This is a genomic window from Nitrosomonas marina (assembly GCF_900111605.1).
Classification (GTDB): domain Bacteria; phylum Pseudomonadota; class Gammaproteobacteria; order Burkholderiales; family Nitrosomonadaceae; genus Nitrosomonas; species Nitrosomonas marina_A.
In genome coordinates this window covers 14,940-31,602 of the sequence record NZ_FOIA01000020.1, presented here as the reverse complement: position 1 = coordinate 31,602, position 16,663 = coordinate 14,940, and the positions used below count along the sequence as shown (strand labels likewise).

Genomic DNA, 16,663 nt, shown 5'->3' with positions numbered 1-16,663 from the left:
ATTCGCTGGCTTAAGCAAAGGATAAAACAATGACTGATGCAGAACCGCTTGCGTATGGTGCCATGATTACCGGTCTAGGCGGTGGGCTCGCACTTTTTTTGTACGGTATGCGCAAAATGACCGAGGCATTAAAAATTGTGGCGGGTGGCGGGATGAAAAACGTTTTGGCCCGTCTCACCTCGAACCGTTTTAGCGCAGTTACCGCGGGTGCTCTTGTCACTGCTGTCATTCAGTCTTCTTCGGTTACTACTGTAATGGTAGTCAGTTTTGTCAGTGCCGGCGTGATGACCTTCAGTCAATCCATCGGCGTAATTCTTGGCGCAAATATCGGCACAACGATAACTGCGCAAATCATTGCCTTCAAGATTACCAAATACGCGCTCGTTATGATTGCTGCCGGTTTTCTAATAGAGATATTGGCCAAGCGAAGGAAAACGCGATATTACGGTACCATGCTGATGGGACTTGGGTTGCTGTTCTTTGGGATGGAGCTTATGAGCAACGCAGCATTGCCGTTGCGCACCTATCAGCCATTTATTGAGGTGATGCAGGAAATGCGCAATCCATTTTTTGGTATGCTGGCCGGAGTCGTTTTTACCACCTTGGTTCAAAGCTCGTCAGCAACCACTGGCATTGTTATCGTTCTGGCTACCCAGGGTCTCATCACGCTGGAGGCTGGTATCGCTTTGTTGTTGGGAGCCAGTGTGGGTACATGCATCACGGCAATGCTCTCGGCTATCGGCAAGCCCCGCGAAGCCGTCAAAGCTGCGACCGTGCATGTCATATTCAATCTGGTCGGCGTTGTGATTCTGTTGCCATTTATTCCCCAGTTTGCAGACCTTGTGCGTACAGTGTCGCCTGAAGTGCATGTCCTGACCGATCTGGAACGCCTTGCGGCTGAAGTGCCACGACAGATTGCCAATGCTCACACATTGTTTAACGTCGCAAGTACCCTGGTGTTTATCTGCTTTACAGGAACTCTGGCCGCACTGGTTGAATATATGGTGCCGTCACCGGCCGTTGTGTCGATTCATAAAGGCAAGCCGGTCTATTTACAGGAATTATTTCTGGATCAGCCAGCGCTGGCACTGGATCAAGTAAAGCTGGAACTGGGACGTATGGGGGGCATGGTTGTCAACGCTGTCGAACAGTCACTGCCATCGGCGATAAGTGGCGATGAGGAAACTCTGGAAACGCTCAGGTTAAATGATGATGCAATTGACAAACTACACGAAGAGATTCTTGCTTACCTTGGCAAGCTTTCTTTGGGAGATCTGGTAGAGCCGCAGCCTCTGCGCATAGAAGAGTATACTGGTGTGGCCAACTATCTGGAGAATCTTGGTGATATTGTGGAATCCGGATTCGTACCTGCCGGTTTTAAACGATTAGAGCGGGGGGACCGTATTCGATACCGAGCTGGCTGATCAATTCAATGTCCTGAATCAACTGGCCGTGAACGCGCTACGTGATGCCCTGTCTTCATTTTCTGCCGATGATCCAGTCAAGGCACATAATGTGCTGAACACCAAGAAAAAACTGAACCGGAATGCCGAGGCGCTTCGACTGCGACTGGGGCGCGACCTTACTGTAGGGAAGCAGACAAATCTTGGAACTTACAGACTGGCCATGGACCATGTAGAGAACCTGAAACGCATCCATACGCTTGCCAAGCGTGTGGCCCGTCTGGTTCTGAAAACGCTGGAGGCTGAAAATTCGGTCAAGCTAAAATAAGATGGATAGCACCGGAAGCAGTAGTGGCCGCATGTGAATCGACGTTCAAATTTGACGGATTATTTTGATAAATCGATGTAAGGTGAAGATGAGGTTGTTTTGTTAATGCAAAACGCGCGGTACTGTTAAAATAAATTCTGGAATAGGAACATCAAAATGAACGCCATCCTCGGCGGCCATCTGGTAGCTACCCTTCATTGAGCCGACTGCGGCGGAGATGACAGTGCCGCTGGTGTATTCAAACGTGTCTCCGGGTTTAAGTAAAGGTTGTTCACCAACGACCCCCAGGCCGCGAACCTCATGTACTGTACCGTCGCCGTTAGTAATAATCCAGTGTCGACTGATCAACTGTGAGGCAACTGTGCCTTTATTGGCAATGGTAATGGTATAGGCAAATACATGTTGATCGGATTCTTCGTCTGATTGATCCGGTAAATAAGCCGTCCGGACACTGACGTTGATTTCATATTTTTTTTCTTCTGACATAAAACTAAAATTCCACCCTGTTTTCTTAATTGTATCACGTACAAATTTCGGCGAATCCGTAAATCATTTTGTTTCTCATTAACGCGGTAAGATCATTTGCGGTTAAAATAGCGTATTTGATTTTTGAGAGGCCGTTGTATGTACCGTATAGCACCCAGTATTTTATCAGCAAACTTTGCCAAACTCGGTCAGGAGATTACAGACGTAATCGATTCTGGCGCCGATATAATTCATTTTGACGTCATGGACAATCATTACGTACCGAATCTGACCATTGGCCCACTGGTCTGCGAAGCAATCAGACCTTTGACTGATGCAATGATTGATGTGCATCTTATGGTTGAACCTGTTGATCGGATCGTTCCTGATTTCGCCAAGGCCGGGGCCAATATTATTTCGTTTCATCCCGAGGCGTCTTCACATATCGACCGCACCATCGGCCTGATCAAGGATCAGGGGTGTCTGGCCGGGCTGGTGTTTAATCCGGCTACTCCGCTGCATTATCTTGATCATGTGCTGGATAAGCTTGATCTGGTGCTGATTATGTCGGTTAATCCGGGATTTGGCGGCCAGAAATTCATCCCTGAGGCACTTAATAAGCTCAAGGCGGTGCGTCAACGGATTGATGAAAGCGGCAAATCAGTCATGCTGGAAATTGATGGCGGCGTCAAAACCGATAATATTGCAGAAATTGCCCGTGCAGGCGCCGACACGTTTGTAGCAGGTTCAGCGATCTTTAATGCAGGCAAAGACAATGATCCGCATCGATATGACACCATTGTGTCTGAGCTACGCGCAGAACTGGACAAGGTATAAGGCCTGTCTACAGAATAACAACACACCGGATGTATCCGCTATTTTCTGCCATTGACATGAATAAAGAACTTTTTTCGTATGCTAAAAGTACGGTTGATAGATTGCATTTTCCATTGCCCGTCAAAGTTGTAATGATTGATCTGGACGGCACCCTGCTCGATACAGCTGAAGATCTGGCGCTTGCGGCCAATCTGATGTTACGCGAATTGGGCAGGCCAGAGCACTCGGTTGCAACGATCAAATCCTATATCGGGAAAGGTATACAAAGGCTGGTTAAACGTGCATTGACAGGTGATTTGAATGCCGAGCCGGAACCGCAATTGCTTGAAGTTGCGTTGCCGATTTACAAGAAGCATTATGCTGAAAACGTACATGTACACACCAAACCTTTTCCCGGCGTCAAAGAAGGCGTTGAGTTGCTGCGCAAGGCAGGATTCCGCCTGGCATGTATAACCAACAAGTCGGAAAGTTTCACGCTGCCACTGTTACGTGCGACCGGATTCCACGATTATTTTGAAATCATTCTGTCTGGTGACAGTCTGCCGAAAAGAAAGCCGGATCCAATGCCGTTAACGCACATTTGTAAGTATTTTAATGTGCAGCCACATGAAGCGGTTCTGATGGGCGATTCGCTGAATGATGCGACCGCCGCCCGCGCAGCAGGCTGCCATGTTTTCTGCGTTCCCTACGGGTATAACGAAGGGCGCGATGTGCGTGAGCTGGACTGTGATGCAATAGTGCCTTCACTGGTAGAAGCGTCACAACTCATTGTCAAGGCCACGCCGCAGTGATGATGTTTTCGCCCATCCTTTGTCTGATAATTGCATCAATTCTTTTCAGTATTTCATTTGCGATAATGCATGTTTTTCCTTCAGAGCTGTTGAATGACTGAGAGCGAATTTAATCGGCTCGCACGTCAGGGTTATAACCGTATACCCGTGATACTGGATACGTTTGCCGATTTGGACACTCCGCTTTCCGTGTATCTTAAATTGGCAAACAAGCCTTATTCCTATTTACTCGAATCAGTGCATGGCGGAGAGCGTTTCGGTCGTTATTCATTTGTAGGTTTGCCTGCGAGCACACGTATAGAGGCGCGAGGCAATCATATCAGAGTGGTGAGCGGGGAACATGTCGAGGAGAAGGAAACCGATGATACACTCGCATTTATAAATCAGTATATTGAACGATTCAAAGCTGTGCCGTATGAAGGTCTGCCGCGGTTCAGCGGTGGTCTGGCGGGTTATTTTGCGTATGATACGGTCCGCTATATTGAGCATAAGCTGGCCGGGCACGCGCAGCCGGACACTCTTGATACGCCGGATGTGCTGCTGCTGTTATCGGAAGAGCTGGCTGTACTTGACAATCTTGCCGGTAAACTTTATCTGATCACTTATGTCGATCCGGGCGCCGATAGCGCTTATCATACGGGTAAAAGGCGTCTGGAAGAGCTGTTAACATTGTTGCGGCAACCGGTAGAAATACCAGCCGAACGTGCCATCAGCAAAGGTGAAACGGTTTCCGAATTCAAGGAAAGTGATTTTCTGTCAGCCGTGGACCGGGCAAAGCGGTATATATACGACGGTGACATCATGCAGGTTGTGTTGTCGCAACGTACCAGCAAACCGTACCAGGCATCCCCGCTTGCTTTGTATCGCGCTTTACGCAGCCTGAATCCATCGCCTTATATGTTTTATTATCATTTCGATGATTTTCATGTCGTTGGGGCCTCGCCAGAAATTCTGGTACGGCTTGAGGACGATCTTGTAACAGTGCGGCCCATCGCTGGCACACGTCCGCGTGGAAAAACGCCGCAGGAAGATGCGGAACTCGCCATTGATCTGCTGTCCGATCCCAAGGAGCGTGCCGAGCATGTCATGCTGATGGATCTGGGGCGTAATGATATTGGGCGAGTTGCGCAAACCGGCAGCGTCAAAGTTACCGAAAATATGCAGATTGAAAATTATTCCCATGTCATGCACATTGTTTCCAATGTGGAAGGCAAACTGAAACCCGGACTCAACGCTATGGATGTATTGCGCGCGACATTCCCGGCCGGAACTGTCAGTGGCGCGCCGAAAGTTCGGGCAATGGAGATTATTGACGAGCTTGAAATCTCCAAGCGCGGAGTTTATGCCGGCGCAGTCGGTTATCTGGGGTTTAACGGCGATATGGATCTGGCAATCGCCATACGCACCGGTGTGATCAAAGACGGTAAATTACATGTTCAGGCCGGTGCTGGGATTGTCGCCGACTCGGTACCGAAAAATGAATGGGTTGAAACTCAGAATAAGGCCAAGGCGATATTGCGTGCAGCCGAAATTGCCGAAGAAGGACTGGATTATAAGTTTGAATGAACGCGTAATATCAAATTGAAAAGTACTAGAACTCTATCAATATGATATTGATAGAGTTCTAGTCAATCCGTGAAATGAAATTCCGGACCAACCATGTTTTTGGAATTTACTATCTTTAATAGGGCCGATCGTAGGGATCTGCCTGCGGTGGTGGCGGTGGCGTTTGTTGAGGAGCCGGTTCATAAACGAATACTTCAACGCGACGGTTCATGGCCCTGCCGGCTGGTGTATCATTCGATGCGATCGGTTCATATTCACCACGCCCGTCGATTTGGATACGATGGTAAGGCACGCCACGTTGAACCAGATAATCCCGGGTGCTTGCTGCACGATTGACCGATAGTGGATTGTTGATAGCATCCGATCCGGAGCTGTCTGTATGCCCGATAATTGTCACCTGGGCAGTAGAATTTTGCATCAGGCTGGCTGCGAAACTGTCAAGTATCGGTTTCATATTCGGTTTAATTTGCGCCCGCCCGGTATCAAAGGTGATATCACTCGGAATATCCAGCTTGAGTCGGTTGTCAACTGTCTGCGATACTTGAACGCCGGTACCTTGAGTGACTGCCTGCATTTGCCTTTTTTGCTCTTCCATACGCTTCGACCACAAATATCCGCCAGCGGCGCCTGCAGCCGCGCCGGCTGCGGCACCAATTGCAGCACCCTTGCCATCACCGGCCAGTCCACCAATCAATGCGCCTGCTGCAGCACCTGCCAACGACCCCTGGGCTGTGCCGCGCTGCGTTTCAGACATGCCCGCACAACCGCCGAGTACCAGGACTGTTGCAATTGTAATCAATAGATAACGTTGCATCATATTTCCTCCAAAAAAAGGATTATTTGAATCAAACAGAATATTCACGCATATTGCAGAACTTATGCGCAGCTCATTTACGCTGCTACTTTTTTTCGCTTATATTATAGGCTTGGCACGTTACGAAAGGAATCAATGATTGTGGAGAAGAATGTGATTGCATGTGAACTGCATGACTACGTCGAAGTAGCATGTATGTATGGGTATCAGCTTAAGCTGACTTTAAAGGATGGACAGATCATGGAAGGCAAAGCGGTTGATATCACCCAGTCCGCTGATCAGCGTGAAATGTTGATAATTGACAATGGCGAGCAACAGCATATTGATCTCATGGCATTATCCAGAATGCAGGTATTAACGCCCAATGCGAAATTTGTTGAAGTTGTGTTTTGATGAAGCTGTCTTGAAATAAATGGTCTAATTAATTTGTATGCAACGCTTTTTTCTTTTTGCGTTGGTATCCATTGCAGTGCTGGCATGTGTGGTAAGCATACTGATAATGTCGATATTTTTTGTGCCCAATAATTTCAAACCACTCATTGAACAATGGGCTAGGATTGACAGTCAGCGAACATTAACGATTGGTGGAGACGTACGCGTAGACTTCAATAATCCACAAGTTATCATTCATGTCAGCGATGTGACACTCAGTGAGTTTCGGCAGGATACGCCGTTTGTTACCATTGAGGAGGCGCAGTTGTCATTGGCGCCCGGGCAACTGTGGAATCAGCGGATCATTGTCGACAATGTTGTAATCAAAGGTTTGCGGGCTCAACTGATACGCGATCGAAATGGTCGTTTTAATATCGAAGATCTGTTGACGCAGTCTGAAAAACCTTTGCCATTTGCTCTCGAAATTAAACGAGCCGAAATGACGGGAAGCGATTTTGTCCTTCGGGACGAAGTTACACAGCATCGAATTGAATTCAGTCAAATACATATGGCAACGGGTCGGGTCACCGCAGCCTTTGTAGAGACACTTGCCTTAACGGTTCCACTGATTGAGGCCGAACAGGCTGTGTTCAAGAACGATGACGCTTCTATGGAAAACAAATTAGACATGGCCTTGGCAATGCAGCTGGATGTGAAACAACTTGAATTCAATGAAACTGGATTGAGTGACGGGTCAGCTGTTTTTTCCTTGCGGGACATCGAAGCTGACAGTTATATGAATGTTCGTTTTTCAATACTCGAGATCGATCAATTTGAGCAGGCGGACGAAGCGCTGGCAAATGTACATCTGGATACGGAGATGACGGTGCAACATGGCTTGCAGATTATGCAGCTGGTTCTGGGTACAACGCTAACTGTCGGTAAGGGCGGCAAACAGTGGTTATTTACCGATATCGAATCAGAATTTACAGATTTCCATCCGGAACTGTTACGCGGTCCAGTTCGTGGTCGATTCGGCGGCAACCTGAAACTTGATATATCTGCAGAACACGTACAAGCTGAATTGCAAGGTATACTGGCTGACAGCAGGTTTAACGTTACCTCGTCGATACAGAATTTTACCAATCCGGTGGCAACAGTTGATATTGAGCTTGATGCGCTGGATCTTGATGCGCTGGTTGCCACAGATAAATTTAACACACCGCAAAAAGATGTCGATTCAAATGGCCTGCCGGATTTTTCGTTCCTGAGTGACTTGGAGCTAAACGGTGAAATCACGATTGGATTGCTTACGGCGGGCGGTGTTCGGTTTTCTGGCTTGCATTTTGTCGTGACGCCCGATGATCAAAACTTGTTTGATTTGAATAATTTCAGGCATTAAATGAGTAAAGCAATGCGTTTTATCGCCGACCAGTTGATACCATGGCAGAAAACAAGCGGTCGTCATGACCTGCCTTGGCAGCAAAAATACGATCCTTATGCCGTATGGTTGTCTGAAGTTATGCTGCAACAGACACAGGTTGGTACCGTTATTCCATACTTTCAACGTTTTATCAGTAAATTTCCTGATATCGGAAGTCTGGCGCAGGCTTCGATTGATGATGTGCTGGCTAGCTGGAGCGGATTAGGATATTACTCTCGTGCGCGAAACCTGCATCGAACTGCACGTATGATTGTGCACGAATTTCATGGCATATTTCCGCAATCCCGTGAAGCGTTGCAACAACTGCCTGGTATTGGTCGTTCCACCGCGGCGGCTATTGCAGTATTTGCCTTTGGGCAACGAGATGCAATCCTTGATGGAAATGTAAAAAGGATTTTTGCGCGCTTTTTTGGTATCGATCGTTATTCAGGGCAATCCGAAACGCTGACAAAAATGTGGCGACTGGCAGAAGAATCGCTACCACAGCATGGAAATCCTGACGAGTTGAAGGTTTATACCCAGGCACTTATGGATCTGGGAGCTACGGTCTGCGTTCGTAACAGGCCGCTATGTGGCCAGTGTCCACTACGAACACGATGTGTCGCCTATATACAGGACCGAGTTGCGCTATTGCCGGTATCAAAACCCAGGAACAAATTACCGGAAAAGGAGACCGTTTTTATGATTTACCGACACGAAAATAAGCTGTTGCTGGAAAAAAGGCCTGACGAGGGGATCTGGGGAGGATTATGGTGCTTCCCGGAAGTTGAACTGAATCAGAGCACACTGAAACTGAAGAAGAAATCGCGTTCGTTTGCGTTGCCGCAATTACGGCATACCTTTACCCACTTCAGATTATTGATACGACCATGTCTTCAGGATGTGGTCGCAAATAATGAAGCTTCAGCCGCATTTGTCTGGAAAAGTCCGGAAGATGCGTTGATGCTGGGGATTCCGGTGCCCGTTAAAAAAATTATTCAGCAGTATTTTGTCTCATGATTGACATTTCACAACTTTCGCAATCGATATCAATGATGTGTTCATTGAGAATCAAAATAATCAAACGAATGCCATGAAAGACTGGAAAGCCTGGCGAAAACGCGAGCGTGAACGCATCATCGCAGAGCGCATGGCCATCCCTTCGGCACAATGCCAAAAGTGGAGTGCGGCGATTTCTGATTTGTTGCAGCAAGGATTTCCGAACTTGCGAGGAAAAAAAATCGGCCTGTACTGGCCATTTCGTGGTGAATACGATCCACGTCCGCCAGCACGTGATTTTATGGCGTCGGGCGCGGTGCTTGCCCTGCCGGAAGTCGTTGAAAAAAACAAACCGATGCATTTTCGGGAATGGTGGCCGGATGCGCCGATGCGCGTGGGCGCCTACGATATACCTGTGCCACATGAAACGCGGTGTATCCAGCCGGATGTGCTGATTGTTCCAATGGTCGGGTTTGATCAAAAAGGCTATCGATTAGGGTACGGTAGTGGCTATTTTGACCGTACGCTGGCAACGTTTTCAGTGTGTCCAATCACCATTGGTGTCGCATTTGAAATGCAGCGACTGGAGAACGTTCATCCTCAGCTCCACGATATCGCAATGCATTATGTAATCACCGAAATGGGTATTTTTCAGGCGTGTCGGGAACTGTTGCGACAGATTCCGGTTGAGTTGTGTGCGAAGAGCAATGCTGTCACCTGATAATATAACAACGGCATATTATCTGTATACTATCAGGCGTCCAAACAGTACCTGGAGCGCTGATAGTATTTGTGTCTGTGGTATTGAGATTACAAACCAAAGATAACCATGTCTGCAGTAATATCGTTGATATTGACGCCGACGAGATCAATCCATGCAGCATTTGAACCAAAATGAACGGTCACACCATCATCCCTTTGATCAATATCACTGATGAGCCCAACCAGCGTGCCAATATTGTCAATTCCGGTTTTCTCTGCATCGAAAAATAACAGGTCTTCGCCTGGAACAAAATCATTGACGCGATAAAATCCCAGGTCATAAAAACCAAAGATATCATTACCTGGCTCACCGCCGATGACACTTCCATCCAGATTGCGAGGATCTCCCTGTAACTGGTCGCGGTTAAGTTGAGGGTTATCTCCCGAGCCGCCCGCCAGAAGAATATCATCACCGAGACCGCCAAATAATTTGTCGGTTCCACCCTGACCATCCAGGGTGTCGTTGCCGGAATCACCGTCAATTATATCGTTGCCGTCACCGCCAAGTAATTCATCATTGCCGTCGTTGCCTTCAAGTTCGTCGTTTCCAGGGCCGGCCTGAATGAAATTATCCAGTGCATCACCAATATAGAGAAAATCATCATCACCAAAACCGCCGGAACCGAATCCTTCAAATTCAAAACCGTCAATTATCTCAATTAAACCCGAAGAACCGATATTCGGGCGATTAATAATATCCACTGCCATACGTGCCTCCTTTCCTCCAAAAGAATAAATATTGTTTACAATTATGTAATTGCAGATCTGTCTATATCCGCTGAATTGTAGATCTTTTATAATAAAACAAATAATAATAAGATTGATTCTCAATATTATCAAATTATAGCTATATTTCAAGTGTATCAATCAGAGTAATGAAAAAAATTACATTGAATAAAATCGACAGTGATGCCTTGCTGCAGTCAAAACAGAACATTGAAGCGGGTCGTCTTGAAGAAGCGGGTGATTTGCTAAATATGTTGAAAAGGAAACTGCCTTTGCATGCTGATGTGGCACGGCTGTGGTGTGCATGGGCGATACGTTCAGACCGTGCGCAGGAAGTTCCGGTATATGCCGAGCAGCTTTTTTTAGCAGCCGGAAGTGAGGCTGAGAAAGCGTATTGGGCGCACTTGTTAGGTACATCTTATTTCTATACGCTGGATTTACAGCGATCACTGGAATATTTTGGCAAGGCGCTGGATCAGCTGTCAGAGTTGGCGCGTTCGGGGAAAGCGCCGGCACCGAAGAAAAAAAAGAAACCACGGGCTTCAGGTGAAAGTATTTTCGCATCGGGACACGCCGAGCAGTTGTTATGGTCGACTTGCGCCATGCTTGCCGGGGAAGGGATTCCTGCATTTCCATATGCCGGAACCCTGCTGGGGCTGGAACGGGAAGGCAGGCTGCTGGATTATGACAAGGATATCGATATTGCCGTTTGGCTGCCATTGTTTGAGCAATGTTGTACAGTGCTGGAAAAACATGGCTGGTCCGCAGTGCCGCTGCGTATCGGATACCAGAATTATCGCGACTTTATACATCAGGAATCCGGTATCACCCTGGATGTTTGCGGTCTGGAGAAATGTAACGGTCAACAGATTGTTGGCGGTTTTAAGCTGCCGGATTATTCAGAAAACTATCAGCGAGTTACGGTTTTTCCGTATTTTGATCTGACACAACGCACTACATCTTATGGAAATACCTGGTATCCCGAGCAACCGGAAAAAATATTGACATCGTTTTACGGTGACTGGCGTACGCCGAATCCGCTCTGGGATACGGTGATTTCATCTCTCAATCTAAAGAAATTCACGTTACTGGTGCGTTGTTATGGCTATCATCGTCTGGTCAAAAGCTGGTTGTCGGGTGATTTGATCAAGGCATGGAGTTATGCATACCAGATTGCCATCAAAGATCCGGACGATGTGCAGGTTCTGCGTGCAAGGCAGTGGCTTGAACGCATAATAACGCGAACCGGTCAGGTATTACCGCATTGGCCCCAGAACAGGCCGCAGCGAAGAGTTTATACGCGTATGGTGGCTGATCTGTTTCATGAAGGCCATATTAATTTTTTACGGGCCGCAAAATCGCTGGGTACACATTTGACAGTATGCGTCGTTTCGGATCAGCGTGTGTTGGAGAACAAGGGCAAATTACCGGTAATGACGCAGACGGAACGGGCGGCTGCTGTTGCCGCGTGTAGATATGTTGATACCGTAATCACAGAAAGCCCGGTAAATGCGACACTCGAATTTATGCAGCAACATGGTTTCGATATTTATACATTTGCCTGTGCCGATGAGCGGGAGCGTGCAGACAAATACCGTCAATGCGCTTTGTTGCCTAAAACCATGATTAGGGAACTTGACTATACACCAGGCATTTCATCAACAGAAATCGTGCGCCGCATTCAAAAAAATGTCGAAGATAAGCGTTGATCGTATTGATTAGCGCAGTTTTGTAAAAATACCCTTAAACACTGCATACTGATTTTGTCTGGCATTCAATACGTAATATAATGAACAGTTATCTTAATTCCGATGACGGGTAATTGTTGCATATCAAAACCGGGTAATAGCTCGATAGAGTTAGTAGCAAGAATCAGGTCAACAGACGATTAATTTTGTGAACATGCGATCAATAACAAAATCCAGCAAATTAGCCAATGTCTGCTATGACATTCGTGGTCCTGTACTAGAACGTGCTCGACGAATGGAAGAGGACGGCCATCATATTATCAAACTTAACATTGGCAATCCGGCCACGTTTGGTTTTGAAGTGCCCGAAGAAATCCTGCAGGATGTAATTCATAATCTGTCGGCAGCTTCCGGGTATTGCGATTCCAAGGGTTTATTTGCAGCGCGCAAAGCGATCATGCATTATTCTCAGGAGAAAAAAATTCCCAACGTCCAGATGGACGACATTTTCATTGGCAACGGCGTTTCAGAACTGGTGGTGCTGGCAATGCAGGCGCTGTTGAATAATGGCGACGAAGTGCTGATTCCAATGCCCGACTATCCATTGTGGACGGCTGCAGTCGTGCTCTCCGGAGGTGTCGCAAGACATTACGTCTGTGATGAAGAAGCCGGCTGGTTGCCGGACTTGGATGATATTCGATCTAAAATCAATGATCGTACACGCGCTCTTGTCATTATAAACCCCAATAACCCGACGGGTGCACTTTATCCCAAGGCGCTCTTGCTCGAACTGATAGAAATTGCGCGCCAGCATCAGCTGATCATTTACTCAGACGAGATATATGACAAGATCCTTTATGACGACGCGACGCATACTTCTATAGCATCACTGGCTGATGACATTCTGTTTATCACTTTTAATGGTCTGTCAAAGAATTATCGTGCAGCCGGATTTCGTTCCGGGTGGGCGATTGTCTCGGGAGAAAAAAATCACGCCGAGGATTATATTGCCGGCCTGAATATGTTGGCATCCATGCGGTTGTGTGCGAACGTGCCGTCACAGTTCGGCATACAAACTGCGCTCGGCGGTTATCAAAGTATTTACGATCTGACACTGCCAACCGGTCGCCTGAAACGTCAGCGCGATGTCGCCTGGGAGTTGCTTACCGATATTCCGGGAGTCAGTTGCTATAAGCCTCAAGCAGCAATGTATCTGTTTCCAAAACTGGATCCCAAAATTTATCCGGTTATGGATGATCAGCAATTGATACTCGACTTATTACTAGAGGAAAAAGTATTGGTTGTGCAGGGCAGTGGGTTCAACTGGATGAACCCTGATCATTTTCGCGTGGTTTTCCTACCAAATATAGATGATTTGAAAGAAGCCATCAGTCGTATTGCCCATTTTCTGCATCGCTATCGTAAGCGGCATGCAACCTGATGCAAGCCATGCATTTTTTCTGAATATTCATGCATGGGACTTAATTTTTAATTCAATAGGATTGTTTTAGTACTGAAATGATGAAACCGATAAGAGTTGGCATACTTGGTGTTGGAACCGTGGGAGGTGGCACGTACACCGTGTTAAAACGTAATCAGGAAGAAATTGCGCGTCGTGCAGGCCGGGGTATCGTAGTGACCATGATTGCAGACAAGGACCTGGATCGGGCTCGTAGCATTGCCGAAGGGGGGGAGACGGTTACTGATAATGCGCAGGATGTTGTAAACAATCCAGAAATTGATATCATCGTCGAATTGATCGGGGGAACAACCATAGCCAAAGACCTGATACTCGCGGCAATTGGGCAAGGTAAACATGTGGTTACCGCTAATAAAGCGTTACTGGCCAATCATGGTACTGAAATTTTTGCTGCAGCACGCGAAAAAGGCGTCATGGTTGCGTTTGAGGCCGCTGTAGCTGGTGGCATTCCAATTATCAAGGCGTTACGTGAAAGTCTGACAGCCAACCGGATTGAATGGATTGCAGGAATTATCAATGGAACTGCAAATTTTATTTTGTCCGAGATGCGCGCAAAATCACTGCCGTTTGCGCCGGTGCTGGAGCAAGCGCAAAAGCTGGGTTATGCTGAAGCTGATCCAACCTATGATATTGAAGGTATTGATGCTGCGCATAAAATTACCATTATGTCTGCGATTGCCTTTGGTATTCCAGTACAGTTTGATAAGGTTTACATAGAAGGAATTACCAAGCTGACACAGGAAGACATCAGCTACGCCGAGGAACTGGGTTACCGTATTAAACTACTGGGTATCACACGGCGTGTTGAACAGGGTATTGAGCTACGCGTTCATCCGGCGCTGGTGCCGACAAGCCGTTTGATGGCCAATGTAGAAGGCGTCATGAATGCCGTTGTCGTCAAGGGGGATGCCGTTGGAGCAACATTGTATTACGGTGCGGGCGCTGGTGCTGAGCCGACAGCCAGTTCAGTGATTGCGGACTTGATTGATGTCACACGGATGCAGACGGCTGATCCGATGCACCGTGTGCCGACACTTTCGTTTCAACCGGATTTGCTGTCAGACACACCTGTGTTGCCAATGGATGCAGTTGAGTCAGCCTGCTATCTGAGATTACAGGTCATCGATAAACCCGGTGTTCTGGCTGAAATCACCCGCTTACTGGCGGAATGCGATATATCCATCAGCGCTTTTATTCAGAAGGAAAGTGTTGATGAAGGCAAACTGGTAAATATTATTTTGCTGACCCACAGAACTACAGAAAAGAACACCAATACAGCAATTCAGTCAATAGAAGCCTTACCCGTGGTGATGGGAAAAGTGACGCGTATTCGTATTGAAGAATTAAATGACTGATTAGATATATATCCAATCTGCGATTGCCGATTGCTAACGTATCGTAATTGCAGTGTTTTAAAATTTTGAATTAATTCGAGATGCGCTATATTTCAACACGTGGTGGTATGCCGCCAAAATCTTTTTCAGAAATTTTACTCAGCGGTCTGTCACCAGATGGCGGGCTTGCGATTCCGGAAGCCTACCCAAAAATAGATGCTGATGAATTGAAAACCTGGCGCGGCATGAATTATCAGTCGCTGGCATTTGAGGTTCTGTCACGCTTTGCCGATGATATTCCCGCAGATGATCTGCAGGAGATAATCGCCCGTACCTATACGGAAGAGATCTTTGGTAGTGACGATATTACACCACTCAAGACGCTGGAACCCGGTTTTCATATCCTGGCGCTGTCAAATGGACCTACATTGGCATTCAAGGATATCGCCATGCAATTGCTTGGCAATTTGTTTGAATATACGCTTGGTAAGAGCGGTGAGACGCTCAATATTCTGGGTGCGACATCGGGCGATACCGGTTCAAGTGCAGAATACGCAATGCGTGGGAAACAGGGTATTCGTGTTTTTATGTTATCCCCGCATGGGAAAATGAGCCGTTTTCAGACTGCTCAGATGTTTTCACTGCAGGAAGAAAATATTTTCAACATCGCCATTCGTGGTGTTTTTGATGATTGCCAGGATATTGTCAAGGCGGTGAGTAACGATCATGCATTTAAACAGGCTCAACGGATTGGTACGGTAAATTCGATTAACTGGGCGCGCGTCATGGCGCAGATTGTGTATTACTTCAAGGGTTATTTTGCAGCGACACAGTCTAATGAAGAAGAAGTGTCGTTTGCAGTTCCCTCCGGCAACTTCGGTAATATTTGTGCGGGCCATGTCGCGCGCATGATGGGATTGCCAATCCGGCAGCTGATTCTGGCGACAAATGAGAATGATGTGCTGGATGAATTTTTTAAAACAGGTGTTTACCGACCGCGTACAACACGTGAAACAAAACATACCAGCAGTCCGTCAATGGACATTTCTAAAGCTTCCAATTTTGAACGTTTCGTTTATGATCTGACCGGCAGGGACGCAGAAAAAGTTACCGAGCTATGGTCTGCTGTTGACAGGGGACAGGCTTTTGATTTGTCTAATTTGTCATTGTTTAGAAAAATCAAGGATTTCGGTTTTGTTTCCGGAAACAGCAATCATGCGGCCCGCATCGCTACAATACGAGAGATTTACGATAAATATCAAGTGCTTGTAGATACACATACCGCAGATGGATTAAGGGTTGGTCAGGCATTACGTGAGCAGGATGTGCCGCTTATCTGCATGGAAACCGCCCAGCCCGCCAAATTTTCTGAAAGCATACAAGAAGCCATTGGACAGGAACCACCGCGGCCTGCGGGTTATGAAAACCTGGAAAACCTGCCGCAGCGATATGTAATCAAAGACGTGGACGTGGAAGCGATAAAAGCTTATATCGCAGAGCACTCAAAAGATTAGATATTGAAAGTAAGCATATGCGTGATCAGGTTTGGAATATGCGCTAAACAAGTTGAAATGTCACGAAGGAATTGATTGAGTGACCTGACGGAATGTTGTAGGGTCAGGCGATATAACGTGGCAACGTAACTTTGCTGGATGGTTTCGATTTTGTTTGATTT

Annotated in this window: 16 protein-coding genes; 13 read left to right on the top strand and 3 right to left on the bottom strand. The window is 46.9% G+C overall.

Annotated features, from left to right (window positions below; genetic code table 11):
• Positions 1 to 29: 29 nt before the first annotated feature.
• Together BMY62_RS09970 and BMY62_RS09965 are read left to right on the top strand one after the other, a co-directional pair.
• Positions 30 to 1,424 carry a Na/Pi cotransporter family protein gene (locus tag BMY62_RS09970; RefSeq protein WP_090659156.1) on the top strand — a complete coding sequence of 465 codons (1,395 nt, stop codon included), beginning with the start codon at positions 30 to 32 and terminating at the stop codon, positions 1,422 to 1,424.
• Between the two features lie 28 nt (positions 1,425 to 1,452).
• Positions 1,453 to 1,731: a hypothetical protein gene (locus BMY62_RS09965; protein ID WP_090659154.1), complete on the top strand. Its 279-nt coding sequence runs from the start codon at positions 1,453 to 1,455 to the stop codon at positions 1,729 to 1,731.
• Positions 1,732 to 1,833: 102 nt separating this feature from the next.
• Here the strand turns inward: BMY62_RS09965 and apaG are convergent, their stop codons facing one another.
• On the bottom strand, positions 1,834 to 2,217 hold the full coding sequence (gene apaG / locus BMY62_RS09960) for a Co2+/Mg2+ efflux protein ApaG (RefSeq protein ID WP_090659152.1): 384 nt from the start codon (positions 2,215 to 2,217) through the stop codon (positions 1,834 to 1,836).
• Between the two features lie 138 nt (positions 2,218 to 2,355).
• Here apaG and rpe point away from each other — a divergent pair, with 138 nt between their 5' ends.
• From rpe to trpE, 3 genes are all read left to right on the top strand, one after another.
• Complete coding sequence (rpe, locus tag BMY62_RS09955) at positions 2,356 to 3,033, top strand: ribulose-phosphate 3-epimerase (RefSeq protein WP_090659150.1); 678 nt, start codon at positions 2,356 to 2,358, stop codon at positions 3,031 to 3,033.
• Positions 3,034 to 3,089: 56 nt separating this feature from the next.
• Positions 3,090 to 3,824 carry a phosphoglycolate phosphatase gene (locus BMY62_RS09950; RefSeq protein WP_090659233.1) on the top strand — a complete coding sequence of 245 codons (735 nt, stop codon included), beginning with the start codon at positions 3,090 to 3,092 and terminating at the stop codon, positions 3,822 to 3,824.
• Between the two features lie 93 nt (positions 3,825 to 3,917).
• Positions 3,918 to 5,390 (top strand): anthranilate synthase component I, encoded by a 1,473-nt coding sequence (gene trpE, locus BMY62_RS09945; protein WP_090659148.1) that lies wholly within the window; start codon positions 3,918 to 3,920, stop codon positions 5,388 to 5,390.
• Positions 5,391 to 5,505: 115 nt separating this feature from the next.
• On the opposite strand, the gene BMY62_RS09940 is transcribed toward trpE, so the two are convergent.
• Positions 5,506 to 6,204 (bottom strand): YiaD family glycine zipper/OmpA-like lipoprotein, encoded by a 699-nt coding sequence (locus BMY62_RS09940; protein ID WP_090659231.1) that lies wholly within the window; start codon positions 6,202 to 6,204, stop codon positions 5,506 to 5,508.
• A 135-nt stretch (positions 6,205 to 6,339) separates the two neighbouring features.
• On the opposite strand from BMY62_RS09940, the gene BMY62_RS09935 reads away from it, so the two are divergent.
• The 4 genes from BMY62_RS09935 (at position 6,340) to BMY62_RS09920 (ending at position 9,719) form a co-directional block, all read left to right on the top strand.
• Positions 6,340 to 6,597 (top strand): Rho-binding antiterminator, encoded by a 258-nt coding sequence (locus tag BMY62_RS09935; protein WP_256207551.1) that lies wholly within the window; start codon positions 6,340 to 6,342, stop codon positions 6,595 to 6,597.
• 37 nt (positions 6,598 to 6,634) lie between these two features.
• The gene (locus BMY62_RS09930) at positions 6,635 to 7,978 is read left to right on the top strand and encodes an AsmA family protein (RefSeq protein ID WP_090659146.1); all 1,344 of its coding nucleotides are present in this window, start codon (positions 6,635 to 6,637) and stop codon (positions 7,976 to 7,978) included.
• Positions 7,979 to 9,019 carry an A/G-specific adenine glycosylase gene (gene mutY / locus BMY62_RS09925; protein WP_256207550.1) on the top strand — a complete coding sequence of 347 codons (1,041 nt, stop codon included), beginning with the start codon at positions 7,979 to 7,981 and terminating at the stop codon, positions 9,017 to 9,019.
• Between the two features lie 73 nt (positions 9,020 to 9,092).
• The gene (locus tag BMY62_RS09920) at positions 9,093 to 9,719 is read left to right on the top strand and encodes a 5-formyltetrahydrofolate cyclo-ligase (RefSeq protein WP_090659144.1); all 627 of its coding nucleotides are present in this window, start codon (positions 9,093 to 9,095) and stop codon (positions 9,717 to 9,719) included.
• A gap of 89 nt (positions 9,720 to 9,808) precedes the next feature.
• Here the strand turns inward: BMY62_RS09920 and BMY62_RS09915 are convergent, their stop codons facing one another.
• Positions 9,809 to 10,468, bottom strand: a complete 660-nt coding sequence (locus BMY62_RS09915) for a calcium-binding protein (RefSeq protein ID WP_090659142.1) — start codon at positions 10,466 to 10,468, stop codon at positions 9,809 to 9,811.
• A gap of 167 nt (positions 10,469 to 10,635) precedes the next feature.
• Here BMY62_RS09915 and BMY62_RS09910 point away from each other — a divergent pair, with 167 nt between their 5' ends.
• From BMY62_RS09910 to thrC, 4 genes are all read left to right on the top strand, one after another.
• Positions 10,636 to 12,195 carry an FAD synthase family protein gene (locus BMY62_RS09910; protein WP_090659140.1) on the top strand — a complete coding sequence of 520 codons (1,560 nt, stop codon included), beginning with the start codon at positions 10,636 to 10,638 and terminating at the stop codon, positions 12,193 to 12,195.
• A 193-nt stretch (positions 12,196 to 12,388) separates the two neighbouring features.
• Positions 12,389 to 13,615 carry a pyridoxal phosphate-dependent aminotransferase gene (locus BMY62_RS09905; protein WP_090659139.1) on the top strand — a complete coding sequence of 409 codons (1,227 nt, stop codon included), beginning with the start codon at positions 12,389 to 12,391 and terminating at the stop codon, positions 13,613 to 13,615.
• An 80-nt stretch (positions 13,616 to 13,695) separates the two neighbouring features.
• The gene (locus tag BMY62_RS09900) at positions 13,696 to 15,009 is read left to right on the top strand and encodes a homoserine dehydrogenase (protein ID WP_090659138.1); all 1,314 of its coding nucleotides are present in this window, start codon (positions 13,696 to 13,698) and stop codon (positions 15,007 to 15,009) included.
• Between the two features lie 80 nt (positions 15,010 to 15,089).
• A complete protein-coding gene (gene thrC / locus BMY62_RS09895) occupies positions 15,090 to 16,502 on the top strand; it encodes a threonine synthase (protein WP_090659136.1) in 1,413 nt (470 codons plus the stop codon).
• The last annotated feature ends 161 nt before the right edge of the window (positions 16,503 to 16,663 follow it).